Below are 26,035 nucleotides of genomic sequence, written 5' to 3'. Positions count from 1 at the left end.
TAAACCTTGCTTGAGGTCAATTGCTCAAGTCCAGGTTAACATGGGAGGTTAGGGAGAATGGAACAAACGATAACGTCAGATGCCGACTTCAGATTAAAGAGTATTCTCGTTCCGCTACTCGCCATCATTGCAGGCGTATTTATGGTGGTATTGGATAGCACGGCAATGAATGTGGCTTTGACTACATTAGTTAAGGATTTCAATACAAATCTCACCACGTTACAGTGGGTTGTTACAGGGTACATGCTTGCTCAAGCATCAGTGATTCCGCTGTCAGGATGGCTATCCGATCGTTTCGGTGCAAAAACAGTATTTCTATCAGCTATCGTATTGTTCACAATAGGCTCGATACTATGTGCAACACCAAGTACAGCACCTTGGTTGATTGCATTCCGCGTTATTCAAGGTTTAGGAGGAGGCTGTGTACTACCTGTAGCGATGGCTTATGTCTACAAACTAAGTCCGATTAGTAAAGTAGGTGTTGTCATGGGGATCATGGGAATACCCGTGTTATTTGCTCCCGCCATTGGTCCCGTATTATCCGGCTGGCTAGTAGAATATCACTCATGGCGCTGGATTTTTCTCATTAATATTCCTGTGGGTATCATTTGTTTGCTTATTGGATTCAAAAAGTTACCTAAAGTTCAGAGAAGTCAGGTTCCAGGAATCGATAAGTATGGGATGATTCTAGGACCTCTTGCTTTCGCTGCACTATCTTATGCTGTGAGCCAAGGTGCAGAGGCTGGACCTCAGATAAGACGCTGATCGGTCTTGCAGTTGGGGTTATTGCACTTGTGGCTTTTATTATAGTTGAACTGAAATCGCGGACACCTCTGTTAGAACTGCGAGTGCTTGGATCTATTGATTTTAGCGCAGGAATCATCGTACAGTGGGTCGCCCAATTTGGTCTATATGGCGCACTATTTCTGTTACCACAATTTTTGCAGCAAGCGCGTGGGTTTGGTGCCTTCGATACGGGACTAACCCTGTTACCTCAAGCCATAGCATCTGGATTAATAATGCCTATTGCTGGCATCTTGTTTGATAAAATAGGCGTTCGTTGGCTGGTTGTTTGTGGACTAACGCTTGTCTCCGGAGCACTCTATCAGTACTCTCATGTGGACCTTACGACAGAGAGCAAAGATGTGATTCTGCCATTAATCATGTGCGGTGCGGGTATGGGGATGATGATGATGCCGATGAATACACATCTACTGAATAAAGCGCCTCGACATCTCGTTAACCGAGTCACGTCTCTGACCAATTCCATGCAACAGGTGATCACTTCACTAGCAGTTTCAACATTAGTGACCATTCTATCATCTAGAGCAACCGCTAGAGGTATTGAAATGAAGGAGGCAGCAGCAGCGTCGGGCGCTGCCGCGAATACATCTCCAGAGGCGTTGAAACAGGCGTCACAAATGGTGCTCACGAAGGGATTTGACGATACATTCCATATCATGATGTTCGTTGCCATCGGCGGTGCCTTGCTAGGATTGCTGCTCCGTAAGGGACGGAAGAGTGAACAAGAAAGTTCTTCGGCGAAAGTGCATTCGGAGATTATGCATGGCTAGTTGGCCATTGTTCTTCTGAATAAAATCATGGATTTCATATAATGGAAGAGAATATGTACATAAAGAAGGGGCAGGTCACCTCAATGACCTGCTCCTTCTTTATGTATTTTTCCAAGATTTTTTCTTGAATTGCAGTTCAGATTGCAGTGTTCAAATAAAAAAATGATTAAAGCTTTATTTAAGAATAGACTTTGTGATAAAATGAACTTACATTAAAGTTACCTTGTTATTATTCGTTACTAATTTACAAAAGATTACCTATAAGTGGGAGGTGTTCGTAATGACTAAAGATGGAATAGACGAATTATGCAGTAAAGTGGAGAAATGCTATCATATTTTCAGTAAAAAATGGATGGGTTTAATTATCCATACATTGATGGCGAATCCTCAAAGGTTCAGTGAAATTCACAGTCGTATCCCTGATTTAAGTAAGAGGATGCTCAATGAACGAATAAAAGAACTTGAGCATAACGGAATTATTGTACGAAACGTTATTACAAGCAGCCCCTTGAAAATAGAGTATTCTTTAACGGCGAAGGGGAATGAACTAGGATTTGCCTTACAACAAGTTGAATTATGGGCTGCAAAGTGGCTATAAAAGTTTAAAGAAAAAATCAGCATACCTTTTGGGCAGCTGATATTTTAACTAAATTAAGTTCAATTGAGTTAGTTCCAATGTCCTGCTTGTTCAAGTTTCTTCTTACCTTTGAACGCAGTGATAATTAAGAAGATGTTAACAACGAGCATTATTGCAACTGCATACAGGATTGATGTATAGCTACCTGTAATTTGGGCAATAAATCCGTAAGCTGGAAGAGCAATGATTCCTGCAACCGCGAGTCCGATGACAGCCGTTGAATAGATTTGCGGATATTCTTTATTACCAAACAATGCTGTCGTAAGTAGGGGGCCTAAAGTGCCGATCGATGCAACTACAAAACCGTAAATCGCGATTGCCAATGTAAACATTACTTTATTCTCAGGAATTGTAATGAGCATAAGGACAGGTACTAAACCAAGGATCATGGCGAAAATAGCTGTGGATTTAGCTCCAATTTTATCACTTAATACACCAAATGATAATGCGCCTAGGAGTATACCAATGGACCAACCACCCATTGCACTACCTGCGAAAGCGACATCATAACCTACGCCCATGGCAAACGGTGCTACATATTGGCCAAAGGCTCCTACAGAAGTAATGAAGAAGAAAAATACAAGCAGTGCATAAAATGCAGATGATTTTCTAGCAATAACGGCCGTAACGCCTTTTGATGCTTCTGGCTCAGATGCGGAAATATGTTCGCTTTCGCTTTTCACTTCGTTCATGCCAAGTGGCTGCAAACCTTTTTGCTGAGGAGCCATTCGAATCGTTGCAATGATGGTCGGAATAACGATGATCATAACTACTAAGCCTAGAAAAATATATGTGTATCTCCAGCCTTGGCTAGCGATAAGGTTACCTGCCATAGGTTGAAGGATGGCACCGAAGATACCACCGGAAGCAACCATGATTCCCATAGCTAAGCCATTGTGCTTTTTAAACCAATTGTTAATCAGTACAGGTCCTGCCATCTGACATACGAAGACCGAGCCCATGGACATTGGAATACAGAATAAGTACCAACCCCATACGGAATTCATCAGTCCGAACATGGCAAATGATCCTGCTTGTAGAATGACACCAATAATTAAAAGAATTCGGATATTAAACTTAGCCATCATCTTACCTGCAATCGGTAAGAAGATCATCGTAACAATGGCCGAAATACTGAAGTATAGAGACAAGCTGCCCATTCCGATGCCAAGGTCCTCAGTAACGGGGGTCAGAAACAATCCTCCAGCGGTCATCACACCACCTTTAGCAAGACCGACCATCAGAGCTATTCCTAGTAATACCCACCAAGCATAGTGGATTTTTTTCTTTTGTTGTTTCATGTAATATCCCTCATTTTTCTATTTAACATGTAAAAACGATATCTTGTTAGAAAATTTTAAAAAAATAATACGTATAGATGTTTTTTCTAATTTCAGCCAGAGAAAAAGGAGATTTCCTCAAAGAGAAAATCTCCTTTCGCAGTAACTTTTTAAGAATTAATTCCAATGTCCAGCTTCTTCAAGCTTCTTCTTGCCTTTGAAAGCAGAGGCGATAGCAATAACATTTAGAATCAACATTACACCAACTGCGTAAATGATTGAAGTATAGCTGCCTGTAAGCTGGTAAATAAATCCATATGCTGGCAAAGCAACGATACCTGCAATCGCTAATCCCATTACAGCCGTTGAATAAATTTGAGGGTATTCTTTATTGCCAAACAATGCTGTTGTCAGTAGAGGTCCTAGAGTAGCGATGGATGCAACGACAAATCCATAAATACCAATTGCGATTGAGAATATGCTCTTGTGATCACCGGCGGTTATTAGCATAACAACAGGTACTAATCCGAGAAGCATCGCAAAGATTGCTGTGTTTCTGGCACCGATTTTATCAGTCAAGAAGCCGAAAGTAAGTGATCCAATGAGTGATCCAATCATCCATCCGCCCATTGCAGTACCACCGAAAGCAATGTCATAGCCTAAGCTTACTGCGTATGGTGCCACATATTGTCCAAAGCTTCCGATAGAGGTAATGAGGAAGAAGAAGATAATCAAGAAATAGAAAGCTGATGATTTTCTTGCAATTGTTGCTGTAACACCTTTTGGTGCAGCATGATGTGAAGCTGTATTATCATCTTTTTTGACTTCGTCCATACCAAGTGGTTGTAAACCTTTTTGTTGTGGAGCCATTCTAATCGTTAAAATGACTGTTGGGATAACGATGATCATACCTAAAACACCAAGGAAGATATATGTGTATCTCCAGCCTTCGCTTGCAATAAGGTTACCAGCCATAGGTTGAAGGATGGCTCCAAATAAACCACCGGAAGCCGCCATAATTCCCATTGCTAAACCGTTGTGCTTTTTAAACCAGTTGTTAATCAATACAGGGCCAGCCATTTGACATACGAATACTGCACCAATAGACATTGGGATACATAACAAGTACCAACCCCATACAGAATTCATAAGACCAAACATTGCGAATGATCCAGCTTGTAGAATAGTTCCAGCGATAAGCACGACTCTAATATCATATTTAGCCATCAATTTACCTGCAATCGGCAGGAATAACATGGTTACAATCGAAGAAATACTGAAGTACAAGGACAAGCTACCCATCCCAATACCTAAATCTTTAGTAACTGATGTTAGAAACAAACCACCAGCTGAGTTAATTCCGCCTTTCATCATACCAACCATAAGGACAATACCTAGTAATAGCCACCATGCAAAGTGGATTTTTTTCTTGTTCTGACTCATGTTGTCTCCCCTATTTACCATAATTTGTGTGTGTAAACTTGTTTTTACGCATAATAACAGGAATGCCCAAGTTTATTAAAGGGCATCCCCGCTTCAATATGATTTTTAATGAAAGGAACTAACGTAACTTCGTAGCTCCACCATCAACCATAATGGTTTGACCAGAGATATAGCTTGAATCTTCACTTGCAAGGAATACAGCAACACGACCAATGTCACTTTCCAGTTCACCAAGTCTTCTTAATGGAATCCGAGAAAGCATACCTTGGTAATACTCTGGGTTCTCTTCAGCCCATTGAAGCATACCAGGAGAGCTAGCAATTGGAGCAATCAGGTTTACATTGATACCGAATGGACCAAATTCATTGGCTGCAACGCGGGTAACTGCGCGAATCGCTTCTTTTGCAGCAGCATAAGAAACTTGATTCACATCACCATTAAGTCCAGCGCTAGAAGCGAAGTTAATGATGTTTCCTTTAGTTTCCTTCAAATAAGGAAGTGCAGCTTGCATGAAGTAGAACGTAGGGTAGAATCCGGTATTAAACGATAAATCGAATTCTTTTTGAGTTGTTTCTTCAATAGATGACATTTTTGACGCGTGGGCATTATTAACGAGAATATCAATCTTACCCAGCTTGTCAGCTATTTGTTTAACAATACCAGCTAATTTATCGTGTTCTGCCAGGTTGGCTTGAATGAAGATGGATTCAGGTTGATATTCTTGCAATTTTTTAATCGTTTGATTCCCTGTTTCTTCGTTCAGGTCGATAATTGCAACTGTTGCGCCTTCTTTAACAAAAGCTGTTGCCATACCTTTACCAATACCACTAGCTCCGCCTGTGATAATAGCTACTTTTCCTTGAAGTTTATTCATGATGTATTCCCCTTTCTTGCTATGATTAAAAAGTTCCCAAAATGTTGTTTTGGTGAAACGCACATTGTATCCAGAAATTGGTGACTTTTTTGAACTGGGTTACTTTATATAACCATCCTAACTCTTTTATTTTTTTGTGTCAATAATGTGAATCGAAATAATTATATAAGGAGAAATAAGCTGTATTAGGAATAAAATGTATGATAGTATGGTTGAACATAAATGTTACGCTTAGATATTATAGGTTACCTACTTATCTTATCAGTATTTGTCAAGGGGAGGAATGTATTCAGGTATGAGTAAAGTAATTGAAACCGTGGCATTAACGAGAATGGAGAAAGGATATCAGATTTTAGGAAAACGTTGGTCGGGATTGATCATATATACATTAATGGCAGAGCCTAAGCGATTTAGTGAAATTCATGCACGTATACATGTTCTAAGCAAGCGGATGCTGAATGAAAGATTGAAAGAACTTGAAAGCTGCGGAATTGTAATACGAAACGTGATTGTAGATCGCCCTGTCCGAATTGAATATTCGTTAACCAGAATGGGAAGCGAATTAGCAACTGCTCTCAAACCAGTCGAAGAATGGTCTAATAAATGGCTATAATAATATACAAGAAACAAAGCAACTTGTCCCGTTCTAGACAGGTTGCTTTTTGTATTTCTTTTGATTTATGTGACTCTTAACTTAGTTAAATCTACTTCACGTATCTTAGCATATGGGGTGTAATACTACTAACTTTAAAATTTGTATAAAAAATGATGTTGTTTACGTATTAGAAAGGTTATACTGTAAACTGGAATTTTGTATTCATTTGCACGTCATCAGGAGGATTTTTTACATGGGAAATACGGATGGGGATTCACTACAGAAAAAACTTCGACCTAGACATATTAGCTTAATGGCAATGGGTGGAGTTATTGGAACTGGAATATTTAAAGGTAGTTCGGAGACCATTAGTCTTGCAGGACCTGGCGTTATTCTTTCTTATCTCTTTGCGGGGTTGTTACTCCTTGTTGTTATGGCTGCTATAGCTGAAATGGCTACCGTATATCCCAACAGGAACATGAAGGATTTTGTACATGAGGCTTTTGGCGAACGTGTATCGTTCATTATGGGATGGATGTATTGTTTTATGTGGCTGTCAGTATGTGTGATTGAGATCATTGCTGCCGGCAGTTTTCTACAGTATTGGCTTCCTGATGTTCCATTATGGGTGCTTAGTTTGGCAAGTGCGGCACTGATTATTTTAATTAATATGCTGAGCGTCGGCAGTTTTGGAGAAATTGAATTTTGGCTTGCTGGAATTAAAATTGCTATGATTCTGATTTTTATTATACTTGGAGCGTGCCTGATTTTTGGTATTATTCAGAGTCCGAACACGCCATATCTTCAAAATTACACATCACATGGCGGATTCCTTCCGAATGGATGGACCGCTATATTCTCGGCTTTACTCGTGGTAACTTTCTCTTACGGAGGATCGGAGCTGATCGGCTTAACCTTAACAGAGACGGAGAATGCGGAGAAGGTGCTACCTAAGATAGTACGGAGCTTTATGCTGCGGATTATATTGTTCTTCACGCTGCCTATTCTGGTTATTTGCGGATTAATTCCTTGGAATCAGCTAGGTGGAGAGAGTAGTCCTTTTGTGCAGGTACTATCATCTACTGGCCTTCAGGGTGCAGCACATATTATGAATTTCATTCTAGTGACAGCGGTATTATCAGCTGCTAATTCAGGAATTTATGGAGCCACACGTATGTTATATTCGATGGCTTCTGCTGGAGAAGCGCCCAAGGGCTTGGTGAAAATTTCTAAAAAAGGTATTCCCATTAATACATTGAAGTTATGTGCAGTCATTTTACTTGCGGGAGCTATGCTAGGCTTCTTTGCACAGGATCAATTATTCCGAATTCTCTTGCTGTGCCCGGATTTGTGGTTATTCTCGTATGGCTATGTATTTGTCTTTCACAACTGAAACTGCGGAGAAAGTATCCAATTAAGCCTAGCTTTAAGCTCTGGGGATTTCCATATGTCACTGGCATTACTGTGCTCTGTTTAACAATTATAGCCATCTTATTCCTATTCGATGAACAGAATCGAATCAGTATTGGGGCTTGTCTAAGCTTCCTCGTGATTCTTGTGATCTGGTCGTTTACTAAATTTCGAAAAAAACAGAGTTGATCTTAGGCAAGGGTCGGAACAAGAGGCAAAGTCACATATGTAAATTAGTACAAGGTCGCATTCTATGCGGCCTTGTTTGCTGATCATGAAATTCTTGGTCTGACCTTGAAAATTAAGGATATATGCTTTTATCTATGAATCAAGACAAGAACATATATCCTTTTTATACAACTTAGGTAGCTGTCTAGAAGTTAGGGGCGAGGCGAACAAGCTTATCTGGTGTGCCATCACCATTTTTATCGCCATTGTTGCTAGTCACGAAATAAAGTGAGCCATCGGGTGCTTCAACAATATCGCGGATGCGGCCGTATTTATTAACGTACAAGTAATTGAGGCTGTCGCTGTCAATCGTGGGTTTACCATTCTTTTGTCCAATAACCATGCGAATGATCTGTTTCCCTTTTAAATTGGCTACAAGCAGATTTCCTGCCCAAGGACCTTTCGTTACAAAAGTGATGCCAGAGGGTGCCCAAGTTGTACCATTCGCATAGATCAGTGGAGGCGTTATCCCCGTATGATCCTGATCTCCTCCCTCATAAGTCGGCCAACCATAATGGTTACCTGGCTGAATGAGATTGATTTCATCATGAGAGGACTCGCCATGCTCTGACTCCAACAGAAGATTAGTACCAGGTTGCCAAGCTAAACCTTGAGGATTGCGGTGCCCTCGGCTATAGATTGGTGATTTGGAGCCAAATGGATTATCGCTAGGGATCGAGCCGTCTAAATTCAAACGAAATATTTTCCCTCCAAGGAATGACAGAGTATCATCTTTATTGCCGTAGTTTCCATCACTGAAATATAATTTTTGGTCAGGTCCTATTTTCAGTCGGCCACCGTTGTGATATACCGCTCCTGGCAGATTAGTAATCAATACTTTATCAAGCGTAGCTTTGTTGTTATTCTCCTTAAGGCGAACCACTTGATTGGCTACTTTGTTGTCAGATGTTTTGTAGGAATGGTATACATAGATATAATGATTGGTGGCAAAATTGGGGTCGAGTGCGAGTCCTAACAAGCCACCTTCGCTTTTAGGCATGTAATAGAAAGGAGCGCCTAGAGTAATAACTGGTGATGATTTCAACTGGCCGTTCACAACAACTCGGACTCTACCACTGTTGCGTTCCGTGAAGAATATGCGACCATCGGGCGCAAAATCGATTGCCCATGGTGTTTCTAAATCGGTTGCTACAACCTCTGGAGTGTATGGATCAGAGGAGGCTGCATTGGTTTTTACGGAGAGTGCTTTGCTAGCAGCGGAGATATTTCCAGCTAAATCCCTTGCCTTAACAGTGAAACTGTACGTTGTGTTCGCAGAGAGGCCAGTTACATTATAGGAATTTGAAGCCGTAGTACCAACTATGGAGCCATTGGAATAGATGTCATATTCGTATACACTTACATTATCTGTCGATGCTGTCCAGCTCAGGGCGACGGATGAGGAAGTTTTACTAGAGCTTGTAAGACCTGTAGGGATTGACGGACTCTGCGTGTCAGCTTGTGTCGAGGTTTTGACTGAAAGAGGATTGCTTGCTTTGGAAATATTTCCTGCTGCATCTTTTGCTTTTACAGTAAATACATAGGTGGTATCTGCTGTTAAGCCAGTATAGGTATAAGTTGTGCCCGTAATATTGGCTTTTACTACAATATCATTTTTGTATAAGTCATATCCTGTTACACCCACATCATCTAAGGATGCAGTCCAAGATAAAGTAGCAGTAGTGCTTGTAACACTTGTCGCCTGCACGTTTGTTGGTTCAGTAGGTGGAAATACATCCCCGGTGGCGTTTATCTTGACTTGGTCAAAGGTCGCGGTGCTGAGCTTGGATACACTATGGCTAGAAACAGCTAATCCTACATACAAGGAAGCATTCATATTTATTGTTAAATTACCTAGATCGCCCCAGTTGAGACCGTTGTTAGAGACATATCCCTTAATCACATTGCCTTTGCGTTCTAAATTTACCCATGAAGGGCTTGTAGAAGCGATTTTTTCACTTAGTGAAGCACCGCCTGTTTCTGTACGATACTGAAATGTGTATCCATTGGAAGGGGTCAATAATAAATCGACATGCTTGGAGTCAGATTTGAGCGTTTCTCTAAACATAATTCCTGCCTTGGCAAAATCATGGCTGTTGGTCTGAGAAGAGATGAGTGCAATAATAGAGCCGTCTCCCGTCCAAGGCTGATACACATAATTGAATTGATCTGATTTATTCCAAATATCTGTGCCCGAGCCGCTAACTGAAAATTGATCCAACGTAGCATCATAAGAAGCGCTACCGGCAAGTGTTGGAGAGCCAATATTTTCTTGTTTCCATGGATTGGGTACTGCAGCTGCTGCAGCAAAGCTAAACGAAGGAAGACAAGTAAGTAATAAGCAAATACTGAGACCTAAAGCAACCCATTTATTTCGAGTAATCATTGATTCACTTCCTTTTTAAGATTTGGCAAAACGAGTAGAGTCCTCAATAATTAAAATTCATTTCCTCCTTCCTAAGTAAATTAAAGCGCTTATACTTTTATGCTTATATCAACATTAATATACATAAAATGGATAAAATTCAAATGATGTATGTTATATTTGAGTTGCTTATCTTCCTTGAATACCATTATGAATCATGATACGATACTGAATGAATGTTCAGTATATATTAAACGGTTATTTCATTAAATCGGAGTGGAATGTGTATGAACAAGAAGCGGTTACAAAGCGAGGATACGAAGAAAAGAGTTGCAGATGCAGCCCGAGGACTATTTGTTAAAAAAGGCTACAAGGCAACTTCAATTGAAGATATAGTGAGCGCAACAGGGAGCAGTAAAGGAAATATTTATTACCATTTTAAGAGTAAAGAAGGGCTGTTTCTCTATTTAATTGATGAGTGGGAGCAAGAATGGGAACAGCAATGGAAAGAGAAGGAGTCGCTCTATACAACTACGACTGATAAGATGTACGGCGTTGCTGAGCAGATGGTTCTTGAAGATCTCAATCATCCGTTGACCAAATCAGCAGATGAATTTTTTGATAACTCGGAAAAGCCTAGTGATGTGGAAGAACGAATTACAGAAATGGTAAAAAGTCATCTGACATTCTATCAGGCATTAATACAACAAGGTATGGATAGCGGTGAATTTAAGCACAATGATGTTGAGGGACTCTCCATTATTTTCGAGAGTTTAACGATGGGACTAAGCCAGATGTCTCGAAAGTTAAATCAGAAGGATGCTCTCGTGTTGTATCGTTTAGCGGTTAATGTGTTCCTGAATGGCATTACAAAAAATGCTACTTGATACTAGCAAATATAATAATACTATTTAAATTTCCAGCGTGTTTGCGGGGTTCTTATTCGATATTGATATTAATTTCACTTACATTTCAGCGTTCTATTTAAAAAGGTTGAACCCGTTACAAAGGGGCTCAACCTTTTTTTGTTTTTTCACTTCGAATGGTTACATGGATTGGGTTAAATTCCATTTACTTTCGAATAACATAAAATTGACATTCCTTACGGGAATGATAAGATACGTCACTGACACTGGACTGTGTAATAATCGTATTGTCGTTAAAGCGAATAATGATGGTGTTTGAATCAATGAGTCTTTCATCAGAGAAAACGCGAATATGAAGCTTTTTGTCTTCAGCCTCTTGGAAATCAGCTTCGGTAAGAAGCTCATGAGTAGTAGCCATGATTACAGAACCTCCTGATATATAATCGACAATAATAGAGCATATTTGGTTATTACGTTAAAGAATAAGCCCTAATAGGTAAAATGGCAATTCAAATGGGTAATACATCGGTTCATTATAATACAGAAAGGGAGCCAATTTCGTCTCCCTGAAAGTTGGTAGTTTTATCAGGCGATACATATCTAATAGAATAGAAAAGTAATTCAAAAGAACCCAAAAAAGACTGAACGGGGCATCTTACTAATTTCCCAGTTCAGTCGCAAAACTACGTATCCAAATCCCTCACAAATATTACTCTTTCCCAGTAGCTACCGGATTCTCACTGTACGAGATCCAATCACTCCAGCTTCCAGCATATAATTTAACATTGTCATAGCCAGCTTCACGAAGAGCAAGAATATTTGGGCAGGCGGTCACGCCTGAACCACAGTAGACAATAAGTTCCCGATCTTTCGGCATATCTGCAAAGTGCTCTTGGAGTTTAGCCGCAGACTTCCAGCGGCCATGCTCATCATGCACACCTTTCCAGAACTTATTTAGAGCACTGGGAATATGACCGGTTTTCTTATCAATCGGTTCTTCGAGTCCGGCATAACGACGCGGCTCCCGTGAATCGATCAGAACGACGTTAGAAGAATCATCGGCTCCGCTTATTACGTCTCGAATTGTCTCTACTCCGACGACCCACTCCGTTTTAACCTTTGCTGTGTATGTAGAGGGGACACGAATCGCCTGATCCTTACTCACAGGATATTTAGCTCCGGTCCATGCGGAGAACCCTTCGTCCATGACATATACATTCTCATGTCCAATGTATGTAAGAAGCCACCATAGTCTAGAGGCATTCGACCCACCCTGATCATCATAAGCAATAATACGCGTATCGTTATTCATGCCTAGTTTGCCAAGAAGAGCTGCTAAGCGTTCCACATCAGGAAGGGGGTGACGACCTCCATGTTCTGCAGCAGGGTCAGAAAGGTCCGCCTCCAAATCCAAATAAATGGCTCCGGGAATATGAGACTCTTCATATGCATCTCGCCCAGCAGTCGGTTGTCCAAGTATAAATCTGCAATCCACAATGGTTACGTCGGGCTCAAATATACGGGCAAGTACCCATGGTTTGGAAACTAATGTATTCATTCATTAACACCGCCTAGTATCAGAAATAAGGGATCATAACTTATTATACACAAGCTGGATGCTACGTCTCCGCAGATTTTTATACATGGCTATATTTTATTTGGATAGCTATTACTCTACGAAGCCATTTTGTTCTTAGCTTGTTCGCTTGACATCTAAATTCATACACTCTACTATTATACCCATGGGGGTATTATTTAATTCCTAACACATCAAGGAGGCGACAATATTTTGGCCATACCACAATGGAAAGAAGTATCCACTGAAGAAGTGGAAGCAATCATTAAGACGCAGCCTCGAGTTCAGCTTATTGATGTTAGAGAACTCGCTGAATATCGAGAAGAACATATTAAAGAAGTGACACTGATTCCTCTGAGTCAGCTAGAAGTGCGTCATGATGAAATCGATCGTAATCAAGAGACAATTGTGATTTGTCGAAGTGGTAACAGAAGCTCACAAGCTTGTGAGTTCCTTGCTTCCCATGGACATACCAAACTCAGTAATATGACAGGCGGAATGCTTGCATGGCAGGGTAATATTTCGAAATAAAGAAGATAAATCGATAAGAGAGGGTGTAGAAATTGAACATACAAGTTGACCACATTGTAGACGCAAAAGGATTAGCATGTCCTATGCCGATTGTACGTACCAAGAAGGCGATTGGAACCCTTGCAGCAGGACAAGTATTAGAATTACAAGCCACCGATAAGGGATCTTTAGCCGATATTAAAGCTTGGGCAAACTCCACAGGTCATCAGTACTTGGGAAGTGTCGAAGATGAAGAGAACAATGACAAACTGTATAAGCACTATATCCGTAAATCAGAGGATTTGGACGTGAAGGAAGAAGCCATATTTCCTCATACGATACAGAACTCAAAGCTTGAGCTACAACTGAATGATAGCACTCATTTAAATATAATTGATGTTCGTGAGCCAGCAGAATATGTTTTTGGGCATATTCCAGGTTCTAAATCAATCCCGCTAGCCGAACTTGAAGATCGTGTACAAGAGCTGGATAAAGAACAGGAACTATTTATTGTTTGTCGCACTGGACATCGCAGTAACACGGCAGCTAATCTACTGACTGAAAAAGGATTTATAAACATCAAGAATGTAGTTCCAGGCATGTCTGAATGGACTGGTACAGTGAATAAAAACGAATAAGCAGGTTATCAAAACATCAGCACTTATAAACTATTAAACAAAACTCAGGGGGAATTTATTATGGCAACAAAGGTAGCAATTATCGCAAGTAATGGTGGTCTTTTTGATGCATATAAGGTGTTTAACATTGCAACAGCGGCGGCAGCGAGTGATGCTGAGGTAGGCATTTTCTTCACTTTTGAAGGCTTGAATTTAATTCATAAACAAGGACATCAACAGCTTCCACTGCCCGAAGGTAAAGAACATTTTGCAGAAGGTTTCAAGGCAGCTAACGTTCCAGCCATTCCTGAATTGCTAGCGATGGCACAGGAGCTTGGCGTGAAGATTATTGCTTGCCAAATGACCATGGATGTCATGCACCTAAGTGCAGAGGATTTCATCGATGGAATTGAAGTCGGCGGAGCAGCGACGTTCATTGATTTTGCTAAAGACGCTAATATTTCATTATCGTTCTAAAAATAGGAGGGAAATCATGTTGAAGGAGACAACCGAACTGGGACTTGCAATCATGACGCCACATGAACTGGCACAGATCGTCATTCATGAGGAAGAACTGTTCATACTGGATGTTCGTAATGCAGATGATTTTGCCAATTGGAAGATCGAAGGACGTAACATTACCACTATTAACATACCTTATTTTGATCTATTAGATGGAGTAGAAAAGGCACTTGAGCAAATTCCAGATCATCAAAAGGTGCTCGTGGTTTGCGCAAAAGAAGGATCTTCTCAATTTGTTGCAGAGGAAATTGTTGCAGCAGGAAGGGGACATATATTCTATCTTCAAGGCGGTATGAAGAATTGGAGTGAGCATCTGGAACCTGTTAAGGTTGGTCAATTGCCAGATGGAGGAACTATTACGCAATTTGTCAGAATCGGCAAAGGATGCTTATCTTATATGCTCATCTCACGAAAAGAAGCTATTGTAGTTGATGCAGCGCGCATGATCGAACCATATCTTACGTATGCAGCAGATCATCAAGTTAAGATTAAGCATGTGCTAGACACTCATTTACATGCTGACCATATCTCAGGTGGCCGTGAACTCTGTGAGAAGACAGGGGCGTCATATTGGTTGCCTCCTAAGGATGCTGATGAAGTGACGTATGACTACAACAGACTGACTGATTCTGTTGACATTACTATAAATAACGGACAAGTAATTATACATCCCGTATATTCTCCAGGGCATACGATTGGCAGTACTTCATTCCTCGTTAATGATCAATATCTACTGACAGGTGATATTCTATTTACGGCATCGATTGGACGTCCAGACCTTGCGGGTCAAGCTGAGGATTGGGCCCGTGATCTGAGAAACACGCTTTATCATGTGTATCGAGACCTTACTCTAGACCTTACCGTTCTTCCAGCGCATTTTGGTCAAATGACGGAATTGGATCAGGAGGGTAAGGTATTAAGTACTCTTGGGCATCTATTTAGCGAGAATCCGGGATTACAGATCGCAGATGAAGCACGGTTTAGATCAGCAGTTACCGAGAATTTGCCTCCTCAGCCTAACGCATATCATGACATCCGCCAAACGAATATGGGACGTTTACTACCTGATTTAGAGCAGCAACGTGAGATGGAGATGGGTCCGAATCGCTGCGCAATCCACGATAAATAATTCATCGTACAACTGAACGTATTAACAATAAAAGCACCCCTGAGAACGGGGTGCTTACTTATGATCATGATTGGCGATATACAATTCGCACATGCAAATGGCTATATATCTCTTCACTATAATGTTCTTGAGGGCAAGATTTAACACAACGAGTAGGGTCATGGTGAACGATCAGTACTTCCTTGCAATCTGGACAACGATCTACAAACAAATTTCTAAGTTTGGCAAGCATCATTGTTGTTCACCTTCCTATTCCAATTGTTTTACTTGGTATTATTATAAATCTTTACTTCCAATTAGTATAGTGTTAATTTATATTTCTTATACTGGAATTCGACAGTCATCGGAGGTGAACATGAAATGGATGCAGCAGGTCATATCATCATGTTTTTTATAGGACTCATTGGATCGTTCTTCTCAGGGTTACTCGGTATCGGTGGAGCCATTATTAACTACCCATTATTATTGTATATTCCAGATTTATTTCATGCAGGAACCTTTACAGCAAAAGAGGTTTCTTCTATTAGTATGTTTCAGGTGTTCTTTGCATCTCTTGCGGGTATCATTGCTTTTCGTAAGCAAAGTAAGACAGAGAAGCCTCTTATGCATGTTGGATTAATTAAATACATGGGAATCAGCATTCTAATCGGAAGTTTAGCCGGAAGTATCAGTTCGAAATATTTGCCCAGTGAGGCTATCAATATAATTTATGGTACTTTGGCTGTCATTGCGGTGATCCTAATGATGATTCCGAACTCGGGAAGCCGAGAAGAGACATCGCTTGAGTCCATTCGATTCAATCCTTTGATGGCTTCAATTGCTGCGTTAATGGTTGGCGTTGTATCCGGTATTGTAGGGGCAGGAGGTTCCTTTATCCTCATTCCGATCATGCTGACGATTCTGAAAATCCCAACCCGAGTAACGGTTGCGTCTTCGCTTGCCATTGTTTTTATATCAGCAATCGGTGGTGTAGCTGGCAAACTTGTGGGCGGTGGAATTCCGCTTTGGCCAACATTATTTACAGTCATCGGAAGTGTTATTGGCGCTCCTGTAGGTACACGCGTCAGTCGACATATTAACGTGAAGGTTTTACGTATCGGACTTGCTGTTCTTATAGCGGCAACTGCCATTAAAATTTGGTGGGGGATCATTGCTTCTTAATTCCTTTTCCGATTTAACCATCCTCACATTGACTAAATAAGCTTCTTTCATATAAAATATTTGTATCTATTTCGTTCATGCGATAAAGAAAGGCGATGGAGTTCGCCATAACTGCCTTCGTGGCTAATGACTCCTACCGGGGAAGAGAATCTATCCACTGGTAGGGGTCTATTTTATATTATATTGTTGTTGAAATGGGGTACTGCACATATCATGAAATCAGCACAGCTATTATATTCAGCATTAATTCGCTCTTTCCTCAAATGGATCATATTAGGTTCAGTAGTAGGAATTTTTGCAGGCAGTGCCTCTGCGATCTTTCTTACCAGTCTTGAGTGGGTGACAGATGAGAGGCTATCCCATCCTTGGCTATTATATTTACTGCCTGTGGGCGGTGCGTTGATTAGTTATTTGTATTTGAAATTGGGAAAGAATAGTGCCAAAGGGAATAATTTAATTTTGGAACAAATTCATGAGGGTGGGAATGAAACGATACCTTTAAGGATGGCTCCGCTCGTGTTAATTGGAACGCTTGCTACTCATTTATTCGGTGGTTCAGCGGGCCGTGAAGGAACAGCTATTCAAATGGGAGGAAGTCTATCTGAAGTTTTTGGGAAATGGATTAAGGCTGATTCGGTGGATCGTAAAATTCTCCTTATGTGCGGAATTAGTGGGGGATTTGGCTCGGTATTCGGAACACCGCTTGCGGGTACGGTCTTTGGGCTCGAAGTTATTGCGATTGGCTTCATAAGTTATGAAGCGCTTATACCTTGTTTTACAGCGAGCTTTGTTGGCCATCTCGTAACCACTGAGTTATGGGGAGTCCAGCATATGAAGTATCCTGTGATCGATGCTCCTGCGTTAAGTGGGATGGTAGTGGTCAAGGTAGTTATCGCTGCGCTATTGTTTACACTTGTGAGCATCTTATTCAGTGAACTAACACATATGATGAAAAAGGGGTTTGCATTCGTATTCAGGAATCCTGTGCTGAAAAGTGCTGCTGGAGGTCTGATCATCATTAGTCTCGTTATGATCGTGGGATCACGGGATTACTTAGGTCTTGGACTGCCACTTCTTCACGATGCATTACATGATGACGTATCACCCTTTGTTTTTTTATGGAAGTTGTTATTCACTTCAGTAACACTAGGTAGCGGATTTCAAGGAGGAGAGGTTACTCCACTCTTTGTCATTGGTGCCACGATGGGAAATGCTCTAGCAGGATGGTTGCATCTAGCTGCACCTTTTCTAGCTGCGCTCGGATTAATTGCCGTATTTTGCGGAGCTACACATACACCCATTGCTTGTTTCATATTAGGCATCGAGTTATTTGGATCAAGTCCGGCGATTTACATGTTTATGGTTTGTGTGATTACATATGTGTTCTCAGGTTATAGTGGTATATATACATCTCAGTATATTGGGATTTCCAAAAGCCATCACTTCATAGTACCAGCAGATAGTACACTTGGAGAAATTCGGAGAAAGCATAAAAAAGATCTCCCATAACTAACGGAGTCATTAAGAGAGGAATGAACCTTCATTGAAGAGGCTATCACAACTATGCTGTGTAATCTTAGGGATTGTGACCATACTGTCAGGCTGTGGTGAAAATGCAGTGTCCCAAACACCGGAGCCTGCTACACCAAATAATGCGAACACCAATACGAATCATACGTCATCTACACCGCCTCCATCGGAACCCAATCCGAATCCTGTTCCTGATGATCCTGCCTTAGAGAAACTGAGTCAAATGACCGTTGAAGAGAAGATAGGCCAGTTAGTGCTCGTTGGTGTGGATGGACTTGAGGTCAACCCAAACACGACTACATTGATTCAAAAATATAAAGTAGGCGGCATTATTTTTTACAAGAGCAACATCAAGGATACAGAGCAGGCGCTCAAATTTATGAATGAAATTAAAAACATAAATCGGGAAAATCCTGTGCCACTATGGATGAGTGTAGATGAAGAAGGCGGGCGCGTATCTCGTATGCCGGAGGAGTTCTTTAAGCTACCTACAAGTCGGGCGATCGGTAAAGTGAACAATGAAGATCTATCCAAAGGCATTGGCGAGATTCTAGGCCGTGAACTTGCAGGCTTTGGTCTAAATATGGACTTTGCTCCTGTGCTTGATATCAATAGTAATCCCAGGAATCCGGTTATTGGTGACCGCTCTTTCGGAAACAATGCAGCATTAGTTAGTAAACTTGGTATGGCAACGATGGAAGGCTTACGTTCTCAAAATGTAGTTCCGGTCGTCAAACATTTTCCAGGACATGGTGATACTTCGGTGGATTCGCATCTAGGACTTCCCGTTGTGAATTATGATATTACAAGATTACGTAAGCTTGAGCTTGTTCCTTTTATTGATGCAATTAAGAAGAAAGCTGAAGTCGTGATGATCGCTCATCTACTTATGCCTAAACTTGATGCGAAGCAACCTGCGTCATTCTCAAAGGCGATTATTTCAGATTTACTGCGGGGGGAACTAGGTTTTCAAGGAGTTGTAATCTCAGATGATATGACAATGGGAGCCATTGAACAGAATTACAGCATTGAAACAGCTTCTGTACAGGCAATTCTAGCTGGGGGCAACATCGTACTCGTTGGGCATGAATTCGAGAAAGAGAAGAAAGCCATTCTTGCGCTACGCAAAGCAGTGAGTGATGGCACGCTTTCTGAAGATGTACTTAATAACAGGGTATATGCCATACTTAAACTTAAACAGGCTTATGGTATAAATAATGAGCTGGCTGCTGGACCTGACGTTACATCTATTAAGTCAGATACTCGTAATTTGTTAAAGAAATACGGATTAAATCATTAAAATAAAATGATCCTTTGTTTCATAGGCCACTGTGAGATATAGTTCTATTAGAATAGATGGTGTAGTCCGCAGACATAGTCTTGTGGGCTTTTTCTCTAGAAAAAGTAGGGGATGTTCCCAAAGCAAGTATTGATGGATATGCACAATGTAGCGGAGGGGACAAAGCGTTTCCGGACAAGCGGTAGCGCTCGCCTTTATGATCTAATTTCAACCATTAACTAAACATCTTCAAGAGATTAACTCACAAGAGCGATGGGAGGAATAATTTGTACCCGTAGTGCCCCACAACAGGAAAAGAAGCTATCACGCAAGATCCTAAATCTTTGAAGTGACCCCAAAAAATGAGGAGTTGTGGCTTTTGTTATCATTGAAATATCTGTTTACGAATGAAGACTTAGCAAAGATGGTTCTAAATAATTGGGAGTTCGATCCAGAATCTATCGAGATGTTTAAGTATTATCGAATTTCCGCCAATGCCATTTATCCGTTTCAAATCAAGGGGTATACCCATCTCTTACGATTTGCACCGACTTCAGAGAAGAGTAAAGAAAATATATTAGCAGAGCTTGATTTCATATCTTACCTACGAAAGGAAGGTTACGGGGTCTTAGAATCTGTAGCGTCCAGAGATCAAAGAGAACTACTTGAGTTACAAACACCTTGGGGTGAATACTATGCTTCAGTATTTAAACGTGTATCAGGGGTCCAGTTAAACCAGACCGATTTCAGTGATGATATTGTGTTTAACTATGGCAAGGCGTTAGGGAAATTACATCAGCTTTCAAGCGTATACATACCTTCGGAGAATATGAGATGGTCCTATCGAGATGTTCTAAGATGGATTCAGGATGTCTTGATTGATTTCCCAGAGGAAACAGCTGCTTTAAAGGAAGCTGGTCTACTCCAGGAATATTTTGCAGCGACGCCGATTACAGAACGTAATTTCGGTCTTATCCATTATGATTTTGAGTATGATAATGTCTTCTATGATAAAGAATCTTCATCTTGTAACGTCATTGATTTCGACGATGCGATGTATCATTGGTATGCGATGGATATTGAACAGGCATTGAATAGCTTAAAGGATTGCATGGAGCCCAATCTACTTGAAGATAAAAAGAAATGTTTTATGGACGGTTATCTTACAGAATACGATATTTCAGAGGAAGATGCAGCTATTGTTCCAGCATGCAGGCGATTTGCTAATGTATATGGATATACTCGTAAACTCAGATCCATGGCGGAAAAGTGGGACCATGAACCTGAATGGCTATTACAACTAAGAGAAAGACTGAAAGAAAGCTTGGAGGAAAATTCGTTAGAGTTCGGACGGCAGATTTAAATCTGGTGTAAAAGGATGTGCAGCTTTTTTGCGAGTAAACGCAGGCAGCCATGACCACTTCAATTCCGAAATGGTGACACCTAATAACACCAAGCCCGCCCCAATGTAACCTTGTAACGATAATGTTTCATGCATATATATGATTCCAATCAGTGCAGCTACTACGGGTTCAAGAGCAAAGATCAGTCCCGTATGAGTTGGAGTCGTATATTGCTGGGCGATCGCTTGAAGAATGAACCCAATTGCGCTGCATACAATACTAAGCACAAGAACGGATGTCCAGCCAGGCAATGTAACAGGTAAATGTGGCGTCTCGAAGATAATGGAGAAGATTAGGCCGAATACTCCTGCGAATCCAAGCTGGATGATACCAAGATTTAGTGAATCCGCTACTTTAGTAGAGCGGCCTGTCCATATAATATGTATAGCGAATAATAAAGCAGCTAGGATACACCATAAATCGCCAACATGAAGTGCAGAGCTTGATTTCAAGGTGAGAAATCCGATGCCAGTAAGAGCAAGAACCACACCACAAACCAGACGCTTGTCTGGTTTGTTTTTTAGAAATATTGCAGAAATGACAGGGACGAAGATCACGGTGAGACTCATCAAGAAACCAGCATTCGAAGTAGAGGTGCTTTTCAAACCAATCATGATCGAGGCAAATACACCAAATAGAAACAATCCAAGCAGAGCAGAATGCTTCACCGTTTGGCGATCAAGTGTCCGTAAGCGTTTGTGAAACACGATTGCTGATATAATGAAGGCTATTCCGAAACGGAGTGCGATCAGATTGAAAGGTTCGACGGAATCTAGACCCATTTTCATAAATAGATAAGAAGATCCCCAGAATAAGGTGATCATTAGGATAATTAAATCTGCTTTGTATTGTTTCATATGGATGTTTACCAGCCTTTTGCTATAATGATATGTATTTCTCTGCCATTACGCCTGAATCAGTATACGTGTAAAGTTAGAATAAGAAAATTGAATGTTTTTAATGATTAACATGAAATATATTAATGTAAAAGAGTGAAGCTAATGAGTCTGTATAAATATGAGGTATTCCACACGGTAATTGAATTAGGGAGCTTAACAAAAGCTGCTGAACAGCTGGGCCTGACCCAATCCGGCGTTAGTCATGCCATCCAGAGTCTGGAGACGGAATTAGGCTTCTCTCTCCTGACACGGAACCGAGCTGGTGTACGTTTGACGGATAACGGAGAGCATATTCTAAAATATATTCGGGACATCTTGCATATTCAGGAACAGATCAAACAAGAGGCAGCCGCCATCAACGGCTTGGAGCGGGGGACGGTTCGGATCGGAACATTTACCAGTATTTCTGTGCAATGGTTGCCAGGTATCATCAGTCAGTTTCTAGAAGATCATCCTCACATAGAAATTAAATTATTTGAGGGAGATTATCATGAAATTGAAGAATGGCTTCTGAATGGGGAAATTGATTTTGGCTTCGTTTCACTGCCTACCTTAGATTCATTCGATGTCATCCCACTAGAGAAGGACCGGATGTTATGCATTGTATCCCCAGAACATGGACTCCATGATCAAACTCAGGTTCAATATAGTCAAATCGTAGGTGAGCCTTTCATCATGCCTAAGGATGGCAGTGACTATGATGTGCGGCGGGTTCTGCGTAAAGGCAAAGTGAAACCAGATATTCGATTTCAGGCAGCAGATGATTATGCCATTGTTGCAATGGTTGAGCAGGGGCTGGGCATTAGTATTTTGCCAGAAATGATTTTGCAGGGTAGAACGAATCAGGTCATTGCACTTGAACTTGAGGATCATAGCTATCGTTCTTTAGGTATTGCCATTCATGCAACGAAGAATGTATCTCCAGCAACCCGTACAATCATTGAATGCACCAAGGAGTGGCTGAAGACGTGGAGGAAGGAATTAAGATAGACCTTGTCTCCCGCTACATGATATCCATATTTGTTCCGACCAACTGACTTCATAGGATGGGAGAATCGTTAGAATGAAAGAAGAAACTAAAGCCGGAAACTGGCGGCCATTTCTAAGGTTAATCCGTCAGACGAAGCCTTCTCGTGGTTTATTAGCTATTGCATTATCACTAGGCATTATCTCCACACTTGTGAGTCTAGTCGTTCCTCTACTCACAAAAAATTTGGTGGATGATTTCTCATTAAGCTCTTATTAAGCCGATTCAAGTCGTTATACTTATCGCTACATTTGTAGCTTCTGCGCTCTCTGGAGGCGTCTCCATTTATTTACTTAATCGGTTGGGACAAGATGTTGTAGCTAAACTCCGTGAGAGACTCTGGAAAAAGCTACTTGAACTTACGATTCCCTATTACGACAAGCATCGGACCGGAGATACTATTAGTCGAATGACCAATGATACGGCTATATTGAAGGGTCTCGTTTCTGAACATGTCACTGGTTTCATTAATGGTGTAATTTCAATGGTAGGTGCTATCATTATATTGTTATTGCTCGATTGGAAAATGACGTTGATTATGCTGGCGGCGATTCCTGTAACTGCTGCGGTTATCATCCCCTTGGGACGAACAATGCTCAAACTTTCGCGCAGTTTACAAGATGAAACTGCTGGATTTACAACGATTCTGAATCAGGTACTATCGGAAATTCGTTTGGTTAAAGCTTCAAATGCCGAAAGTCGAGAATTTGTTACGGGGCAACGTTCCATACAATCTTTGCTAAGATTAGGTATCAGGGAAGGAAAAATTCAAGCGTTTATTGGACCGATTATTTCGTTTGTAATGATGGGATTAATGGTACTCATTATTGGATATGGCGGTATGAGAGTGTCAACGGGTGCTTTATCTGCTGGAGATCTGGTTGCTTTTATTCTGTATCTGGTGCAGATTATTCTCCCGATGAATCAAATCACGATGTTTTTCACTCAAATGCAAAAAGCTGTAGGAGCTACAGAGCGGATTGTGAGTATCTTGAACGATGATCAAGAAAATGTCCATGAAGGGAAGACTCTAACGAACGCTGCTCAAACCATACGGTTGGAGCATGTTTATTTTGCATACACGGAGGGTGAAGAAGTACTCAAGGATGTTTCCTTTACTTTAGAATCTGGAAAAGTAACTGCTGTGGTCGGCCCAAGTGGGGGAGGGAAGACAACACTCTTTTCCATTATCGAAAGATTCTACATTCCTCAAAGCGGTAAGATGATGATTGGAACTGACAATGTTCAGGATTTTTCTCTTCAATCTTGGCGGAGTCAGATTGGCTACGTACCGCAGGAGAGTCCTATTATAGCTGGAACCATTCGGGATAACATCAGCTATGGTATGGATCGAGAGGTAAGTGATACAGAAATTGAGCATGCAGCATATATGGCTTATGCGGATATATTTATCAATGAATTGCCCGATGGATATGCAACAGAAGTCGGAGAGCGGGGAATGAAATTATCTGGCGGTCAACGTCAGCGAATTTCTATTGCACGCGCACTGCTTCGTAATCCGGGCATATTAATGTTAGATGAGGCTACTTCAAGTCTGGATAGCCAATCTGAAGTTTTTGTGCAAAAGGCATTACAGAATTTGATGAAGGGGCGTACGACACTGGTTATTGCACACCGATTATCGACGGTTGTCGACGCGGATCAAATTCTTTTTATAGAGAAAGGCAAGATAACTGGAGTTGGTACGCATCAGGAATTACTACGATCCCATACGCTGTATCAGGAATTTGCGAATCAACAGCTTCGTATCGCGGATCAGGAAGAAGATGTATCTGTTAGCGTAGATCTTTAATTGACAATAAGCTCCTAAAATTTTATAATACCCTTTGGGGTATCTAAATTAGATACAAAGTTAGTATAAGGGAGGACTCGTTATGATATGGCTGCTCATTGTATTCGTTGCTGTGGGCTGGGTTATATGGAGTAGTGTTCTGCCGGTACGAGGATTGGCATATGTAGATTCTAAACAAGCTGATCAGGTGGAGCTGAATGTATCAAAACTCACCACGTCGTATCAAATGTTGGACGTTCGGGATTCTGTTGATTATCAAAAATGTCATGTTCCAGACTCAGTTAATATATCGATAGGACGACTTCCTTACTTATCGAATAAGGAGCTGTCCGCAGATAAGCCAGTGCTTATATTAGCGGATAATCACCGTCAAAGTAAAAAAGCAGCTCGAATTCTTAAGAAATCCGGATTTGCGCATTTGTATGCACTGCGTGATTCCAAGGTTCCCTGCTTATCGTAAGTTGAATGTAAAACAACCTTGGACTCACTTGAGTTTAGGGTTGTTTTTATATTGTAAGCTGAAAATTAGTTTCCGAACAATGAAGACAGGCTATTCAAAATGAATATGTGGAGGTTAATACATATATGGAAGTTATACCGATCGGACCCTTTATGGTTAAATGGCAATTGCTGTCGATAATCATTACGGTACTTATAGGTTATGTTGTAACGAATATCTCGCTGAAACGTTCAGCTACCGTGTATCGAAAACTTCTTCTGGATGATCTTGCGACCACGCTATTATGTAGTATTCTAATCTGGAAATGTAGCGCTATCTTGTTTGAGTTCTCATCCATAATTCATGAGCCTAAGTTAGTGTTGTTCTATACGGGCGGAACGAATGGTTGGGTGCTCGCAGGGGTATATGCCTTTGTTATGCTTACTATGAAGACACGCAAGCTGGGACAAGATTGGTTATTCTATGTATCACCCGCAATAACTTGGTTTATTGCATCGAACGGTACGTATCACTTGCTGAAACTGCTTTTCCAAAATGGAGGAGTATATGCAGTAGGTAACTTTATACTGGCAGCTGTAATGATCTTTGTCCAATATAGGAACTCTAAGGAGCAGAGAGAGGCTCAAAGCGTGTATCAAGTACATAACGAGAATTGTTTGATAACGATACTGGGTTATTGTCTTGGCTTATTTGTCCTCTCTTTATTGAAACACGAACCGGACTCATTATGGATTGGGCTTACGCTAAGACAGTTGCTTCTAATGTTGGTGATCTGTCTTACGCTTACAGCTAAAATAATAGGCGAAAATAAGGGACATATTCATTGACAACTTTGAA

23 protein-coding genes, 2 pseudogenes and 1 riboswitch are annotated in these 26,035 nt (G+C 40.9%); of the genes and pseudogenes, 18 read left to right on the top strand and 7 right to left on the bottom strand.

Features of this window, described 5'->3' with window-relative positions; all coding sequences use genetic code 11:
* Nucleotides 1-57: 57 nt before the first annotated feature.
* The 3 genes from JCM16418_RS26615 to JCM16418_RS07915 all read left to right on the top strand — a co-directional run bounded on the left by JCM16418_RS26615 (nt 58) and on the right by JCM16418_RS07915 (nt 2,172).
* Nucleotides 58-765, top strand: a complete 708-nt coding sequence (locus tag JCM16418_RS26615; protein ID WP_306304761.1) for a DHA2 family efflux MFS transporter permease subunit — start codon at nt 58-60, stop codon at nt 763-765.
* A gap of 29 nt (nt 766-794) precedes the next feature.
* Nucleotides 795-1,574 (top strand): MFS transporter, encoded by a 780-nt coding sequence (locus tag JCM16418_RS26610; protein ID WP_306304760.1) that lies wholly within the window; start codon nt 795-797, stop codon nt 1,572-1,574.
* 280 nt (nt 1,575-1,854) lie between these two features.
* On the top strand, nt 1,855-2,172 hold the full coding sequence (locus tag JCM16418_RS07915) for a winged helix-turn-helix transcriptional regulator (RefSeq protein WP_036647436.1): 318 nt from the start codon (nt 1,855-1,857) through the stop codon (nt 2,170-2,172).
* A gap of 68 nt (nt 2,173-2,240) precedes the next feature.
* Here the strand turns inward: JCM16418_RS07915 and JCM16418_RS07910 are convergent, their stop codons facing one another.
* The 3 genes from JCM16418_RS07910 to JCM16418_RS07900 form a co-directional block, all read right to left on the bottom strand.
* Nucleotides 2,241-3,512 (bottom strand): MFS transporter, encoded by a 1,272-nt coding sequence (locus JCM16418_RS07910; protein ID WP_036647435.1) that lies wholly within the window; start codon nt 3,510-3,512, stop codon nt 2,241-2,243.
* A 156-nt stretch (nt 3,513-3,668) separates the two neighbouring features.
* Nucleotides 3,669-4,934 carry an MFS transporter gene (locus JCM16418_RS07905; protein ID WP_036647434.1) on the bottom strand — a complete coding sequence of 422 codons (1,266 nt, stop codon included), beginning with the start codon at nt 4,932-4,934 and terminating at the stop codon, nt 3,669-3,671.
* Between the two features lie 118 nt (nt 4,935-5,052).
* Nucleotides 5,053-5,808 carry an SDR family NAD(P)-dependent oxidoreductase gene (locus JCM16418_RS07900; protein ID WP_036647429.1) on the bottom strand — a complete coding sequence of 252 codons (756 nt, stop codon included), beginning with the start codon at nt 5,806-5,808 and terminating at the stop codon, nt 5,053-5,055.
* Nucleotides 5,809-6,103: 295 nt separating this feature from the next.
* On the opposite strand from JCM16418_RS07900, the gene JCM16418_RS07895 reads away from it, so the two are divergent.
* Together JCM16418_RS07895 and JCM16418_RS07890 are read left to right on the top strand one after the other, a co-directional pair.
* Nucleotides 6,104-6,421, top strand: a complete 318-nt coding sequence (locus JCM16418_RS07895) for a winged helix-turn-helix transcriptional regulator (protein WP_036647427.1) — start codon at nt 6,104-6,106, stop codon at nt 6,419-6,421.
* A gap of 235 nt (nt 6,422-6,656) precedes the next feature.
* Nucleotides 6,657-8,002, top strand: a pseudogene (locus JCM16418_RS07890) (amino acid permease).
* Between the two features lie 184 nt (nt 8,003-8,186).
* On the opposite strand, the gene JCM16418_RS07885 reads toward JCM16418_RS07890, so the two are convergent.
* Nucleotides 8,187-10,427 carry a PQQ-dependent sugar dehydrogenase gene (locus JCM16418_RS07885; RefSeq protein WP_036647425.1) on the bottom strand — a complete coding sequence of 747 codons (2,241 nt, stop codon included), beginning with the start codon at nt 10,425-10,427 and terminating at the stop codon, nt 8,187-8,189.
* A gap of 266 nt (nt 10,428-10,693) precedes the next feature.
* On the opposite strand from JCM16418_RS07885, the gene JCM16418_RS07880 reads away from it, so the two are divergent.
* On the top strand, nt 10,694-11,293 hold the full coding sequence (locus tag JCM16418_RS07880; RefSeq protein WP_036647424.1) for a TetR/AcrR family transcriptional regulator: 600 nt from the start codon (nt 10,694-10,696) through the stop codon (nt 11,291-11,293).
* Between the two features lie 184 nt (nt 11,294-11,477).
* Here JCM16418_RS07880 and JCM16418_RS07875 read toward each other — a convergent pair whose 3' ends face one another.
* Both JCM16418_RS07875 and JCM16418_RS07870 read right to left on the bottom strand, forming a co-directional pair.
* Complete coding sequence (locus JCM16418_RS07875) at nt 11,478-11,690, bottom strand: hypothetical protein (protein WP_036647422.1); 213 nt, start codon at nt 11,688-11,690, stop codon at nt 11,478-11,480.
* A gap of 291 nt (nt 11,691-11,981) precedes the next feature.
* On the bottom strand, nt 11,982-12,830 hold the full coding sequence (locus tag JCM16418_RS07870) for a sulfurtransferase (RefSeq protein WP_036647420.1): 849 nt from the start codon (nt 12,828-12,830) through the stop codon (nt 11,982-11,984).
* Nucleotides 12,831-13,061: 231 nt separating this feature from the next.
* On the opposite strand from JCM16418_RS07870, the gene JCM16418_RS07865 reads away from it, so the two are divergent.
* From JCM16418_RS07865 to JCM16418_RS07830, 8 genes are all read left to right on the top strand, one after another.
* Complete coding sequence (locus tag JCM16418_RS07865) at nt 13,062-13,379, top strand: rhodanese-like domain-containing protein (RefSeq protein WP_242403748.1); 318 nt, start codon at nt 13,062-13,064, stop codon at nt 13,377-13,379.
* 32 nt (nt 13,380-13,411) lie between these two features.
* Complete coding sequence (locus JCM16418_RS07860; protein WP_036647417.1) at nt 13,412-13,996, top strand: sulfurtransferase TusA family protein; 585 nt, start codon at nt 13,412-13,414, stop codon at nt 13,994-13,996.
* A gap of 60 nt (nt 13,997-14,056) precedes the next feature.
* Complete coding sequence (locus JCM16418_RS07855; protein WP_036647415.1) at nt 14,057-14,452, top strand: DsrE/DsrF/DrsH-like family protein; 396 nt, start codon at nt 14,057-14,059, stop codon at nt 14,450-14,452.
* Between the two features lie 16 nt (nt 14,453-14,468).
* The gene (locus JCM16418_RS07850; protein WP_036647413.1) at nt 14,469-15,626 is read left to right on the top strand and encodes an MBL fold metallo-hydrolase; all 1,158 of its coding nucleotides are present in this window, start codon (nt 14,469-14,471) and stop codon (nt 15,624-15,626) included.
* Nucleotides 15,627-15,986: 360 nt separating this feature from the next.
* Entirely contained in the window at nt 15,987-16,787 is an 801-nt protein-coding gene (locus tag JCM16418_RS07845) for a sulfite exporter TauE/SafE family protein (protein ID WP_036647412.1), read from the top strand.
* Between the two features lie 82 nt (nt 16,788-16,869).
* Nucleotides 16,870-16,930: riboswitch (Fluoride riboswitch) on the top strand.
* Nucleotides 16,931-17,000: 70 nt separating this feature from the next.
* Entirely contained in the window at nt 17,001-18,296 is a 1,296-nt protein-coding gene (locus JCM16418_RS07840; protein WP_036647797.1) for a voltage-gated chloride channel family protein, read from the top strand.
* Between the two features lie 76 nt (nt 18,297-18,372).
* Nucleotides 18,373-19,617: a beta-N-acetylhexosaminidase gene (nagZ, locus tag JCM16418_RS07835; protein WP_242403747.1), complete on the top strand. Its 1,245-nt coding sequence runs from the start codon at nt 18,373-18,375 to the stop codon at nt 19,615-19,617.
* 358 nt (nt 19,618-19,975) lie between these two features.
* On the top strand, nt 19,976-20,959 hold the full coding sequence (locus tag JCM16418_RS07830) for a phosphotransferase enzyme family protein (protein ID WP_036647408.1): 984 nt from the start codon (nt 19,976-19,978) through the stop codon (nt 20,957-20,959).
* On the opposite strand, the gene JCM16418_RS07825 is transcribed toward JCM16418_RS07830, so the two are convergent.
* A complete protein-coding gene (locus JCM16418_RS07825) occupies nt 20,936-21,856 on the bottom strand; it encodes a DMT family transporter (protein WP_052020124.1) in 921 nt (306 codons plus the stop codon). The genes JCM16418_RS07830 and JCM16418_RS07825 overlap by 24 nt on opposite strands.
* Before the next feature lie 144 nt (nt 21,857-22,000).
* Between JCM16418_RS07825 and JCM16418_RS07820 the strand changes: the two genes are divergently transcribed.
* The 4 genes and pseudogenes from JCM16418_RS07820 to JCM16418_RS07805 all read left to right on the top strand — a co-directional run bounded on the left by JCM16418_RS07820 (nt 22,001) and on the right by JCM16418_RS07805 (nt 26,025).
* Entirely contained in the window at nt 22,001-22,888 is an 888-nt protein-coding gene (locus JCM16418_RS07820; RefSeq protein ID WP_036647406.1) for a LysR family transcriptional regulator, read from the top strand.
* A 73-nt stretch (nt 22,889-22,961) separates the two neighbouring features.
* Nucleotides 22,962-24,738: pseudogene (locus tag JCM16418_RS07815) on the top strand (ABC transporter ATP-binding protein).
* A gap of 82 nt (nt 24,739-24,820) precedes the next feature.
* On the top strand, nt 24,821-25,198 hold the full coding sequence (locus JCM16418_RS07810) for a rhodanese-like domain-containing protein (RefSeq protein ID WP_036647404.1): 378 nt from the start codon (nt 24,821-24,823) through the stop codon (nt 25,196-25,198).
* Between the two features lie 125 nt (nt 25,199-25,323).
* Complete coding sequence (locus JCM16418_RS07805) at nt 25,324-26,025, top strand: hypothetical protein (RefSeq protein WP_036647402.1); 702 nt, start codon at nt 25,324-25,326, stop codon at nt 26,023-26,025.
* Nucleotides 26,026-26,035: the final 10 nt, after the last annotated feature.

The sequence above is a fragment of the Paenibacillus pini JCM 16418 genome (assembly GCF_000576305.1).
GTDB classification, from domain to species: domain Bacteria; phylum Bacillota; class Bacilli; order Paenibacillales; family Paenibacillaceae; genus Paenibacillus_AQ; species Paenibacillus_AQ pini.
Note: the sequence above shows the minus strand (reverse complement) of the source record. Positions and strands in the feature narration are given on the sequence as shown.

Coding starts and splice junctions, on each gene's coding strand:
- JCM16418_RS26615 (WP_306304761.1), top strand. CDS start 58: ATGGAACAAACGATAACGTCAGATGCCGACTTCAGATTAAAGAGTATT.
- JCM16418_RS07915 (WP_036647436.1), top strand. CDS start 1,855: ATGACTAAAGATGGAATAGACGAATTATGCAGTAAAGTGGAGAAATGC.
- JCM16418_RS07910 (WP_036647435.1), bottom strand. CDS start 3,512: ATGAAACAACAAAAGAAAAAAATCCACTATGCTTGGTGGGTATTACTA.
- JCM16418_RS07905 (WP_036647434.1), bottom strand. CDS start 4,934: ATGAGTCAGAACAAGAAAAAAATCCACTTTGCATGGTGGCTATTACTA.
- JCM16418_RS07900 (WP_036647429.1), bottom strand. CDS start 5,808: ATGAATAAACTTCAAGGAAAAGTAGCTATTATCACAGGCGGAGCTAGT.
- JCM16418_RS07895 (WP_036647427.1), top strand. CDS start 6,104: ATGAGTAAAGTAATTGAAACCGTGGCATTAACGAGAATGGAGAAAGGA.
- JCM16418_RS07885 (WP_036647425.1), bottom strand. CDS start 10,427: ATGATTACTCGAAATAAATGGGTTGCTTTAGGTCTCAGTATTTGCTTA.
- JCM16418_RS07880 (WP_036647424.1), top strand. CDS start 10,694: ATGAACAAGAAGCGGTTACAAAGCGAGGATACGAAGAAAAGAGTTGCA.
- JCM16418_RS07875 (WP_036647422.1), bottom strand. CDS start 11,690: ATGGCTACTACTCATGAGCTTCTTACCGAAGCTGATTTCCAAGAGGCT.
- JCM16418_RS07870 (WP_036647420.1), bottom strand. CDS start 12,830: ATGAATACATTAGTTTCCAAACCATGGGTACTTGCCCGTATATTTGAG.
- JCM16418_RS07855 (WP_036647415.1), top strand. CDS start 14,057: ATGGCAACAAAGGTAGCAATTATCGCAAGTAATGGTGGTCTTTTTGAT.
- JCM16418_RS07850 (WP_036647413.1), top strand. CDS start 14,469: ATGTTGAAGGAGACAACCGAACTGGGACTTGCAATCATGACGCCACAT.
- JCM16418_RS07845 (WP_036647412.1), top strand. CDS start 15,987: ATGGATGCAGCAGGTCATATCATCATGTTTTTTATAGGACTCATTGGA.
- JCM16418_RS07840 (WP_036647797.1), top strand. CDS start 17,001: ATGAAATCAGCACAGCTATTATATTCAGCATTAATTCGCTCTTTCCTC.
- JCM16418_RS07825 (WP_052020124.1), bottom strand. CDS start 21,856: ATGAAACAATACAAAGCAGATTTAATTATCCTAATGATCACCTTATTC.
- JCM16418_RS07820 (WP_036647406.1), top strand. CDS start 22,001: ATGAGTCTGTATAAATATGAGGTATTCCACACGGTAATTGAATTAGGG.
- JCM16418_RS07810 (WP_036647404.1), top strand. CDS start 24,821: ATGATATGGCTGCTCATTGTATTCGTTGCTGTGGGCTGGGTTATATGG.
- JCM16418_RS07805 (WP_036647402.1), top strand. CDS start 25,324: ATGGAAGTTATACCGATCGGACCCTTTATGGTTAAATGGCAATTGCTG.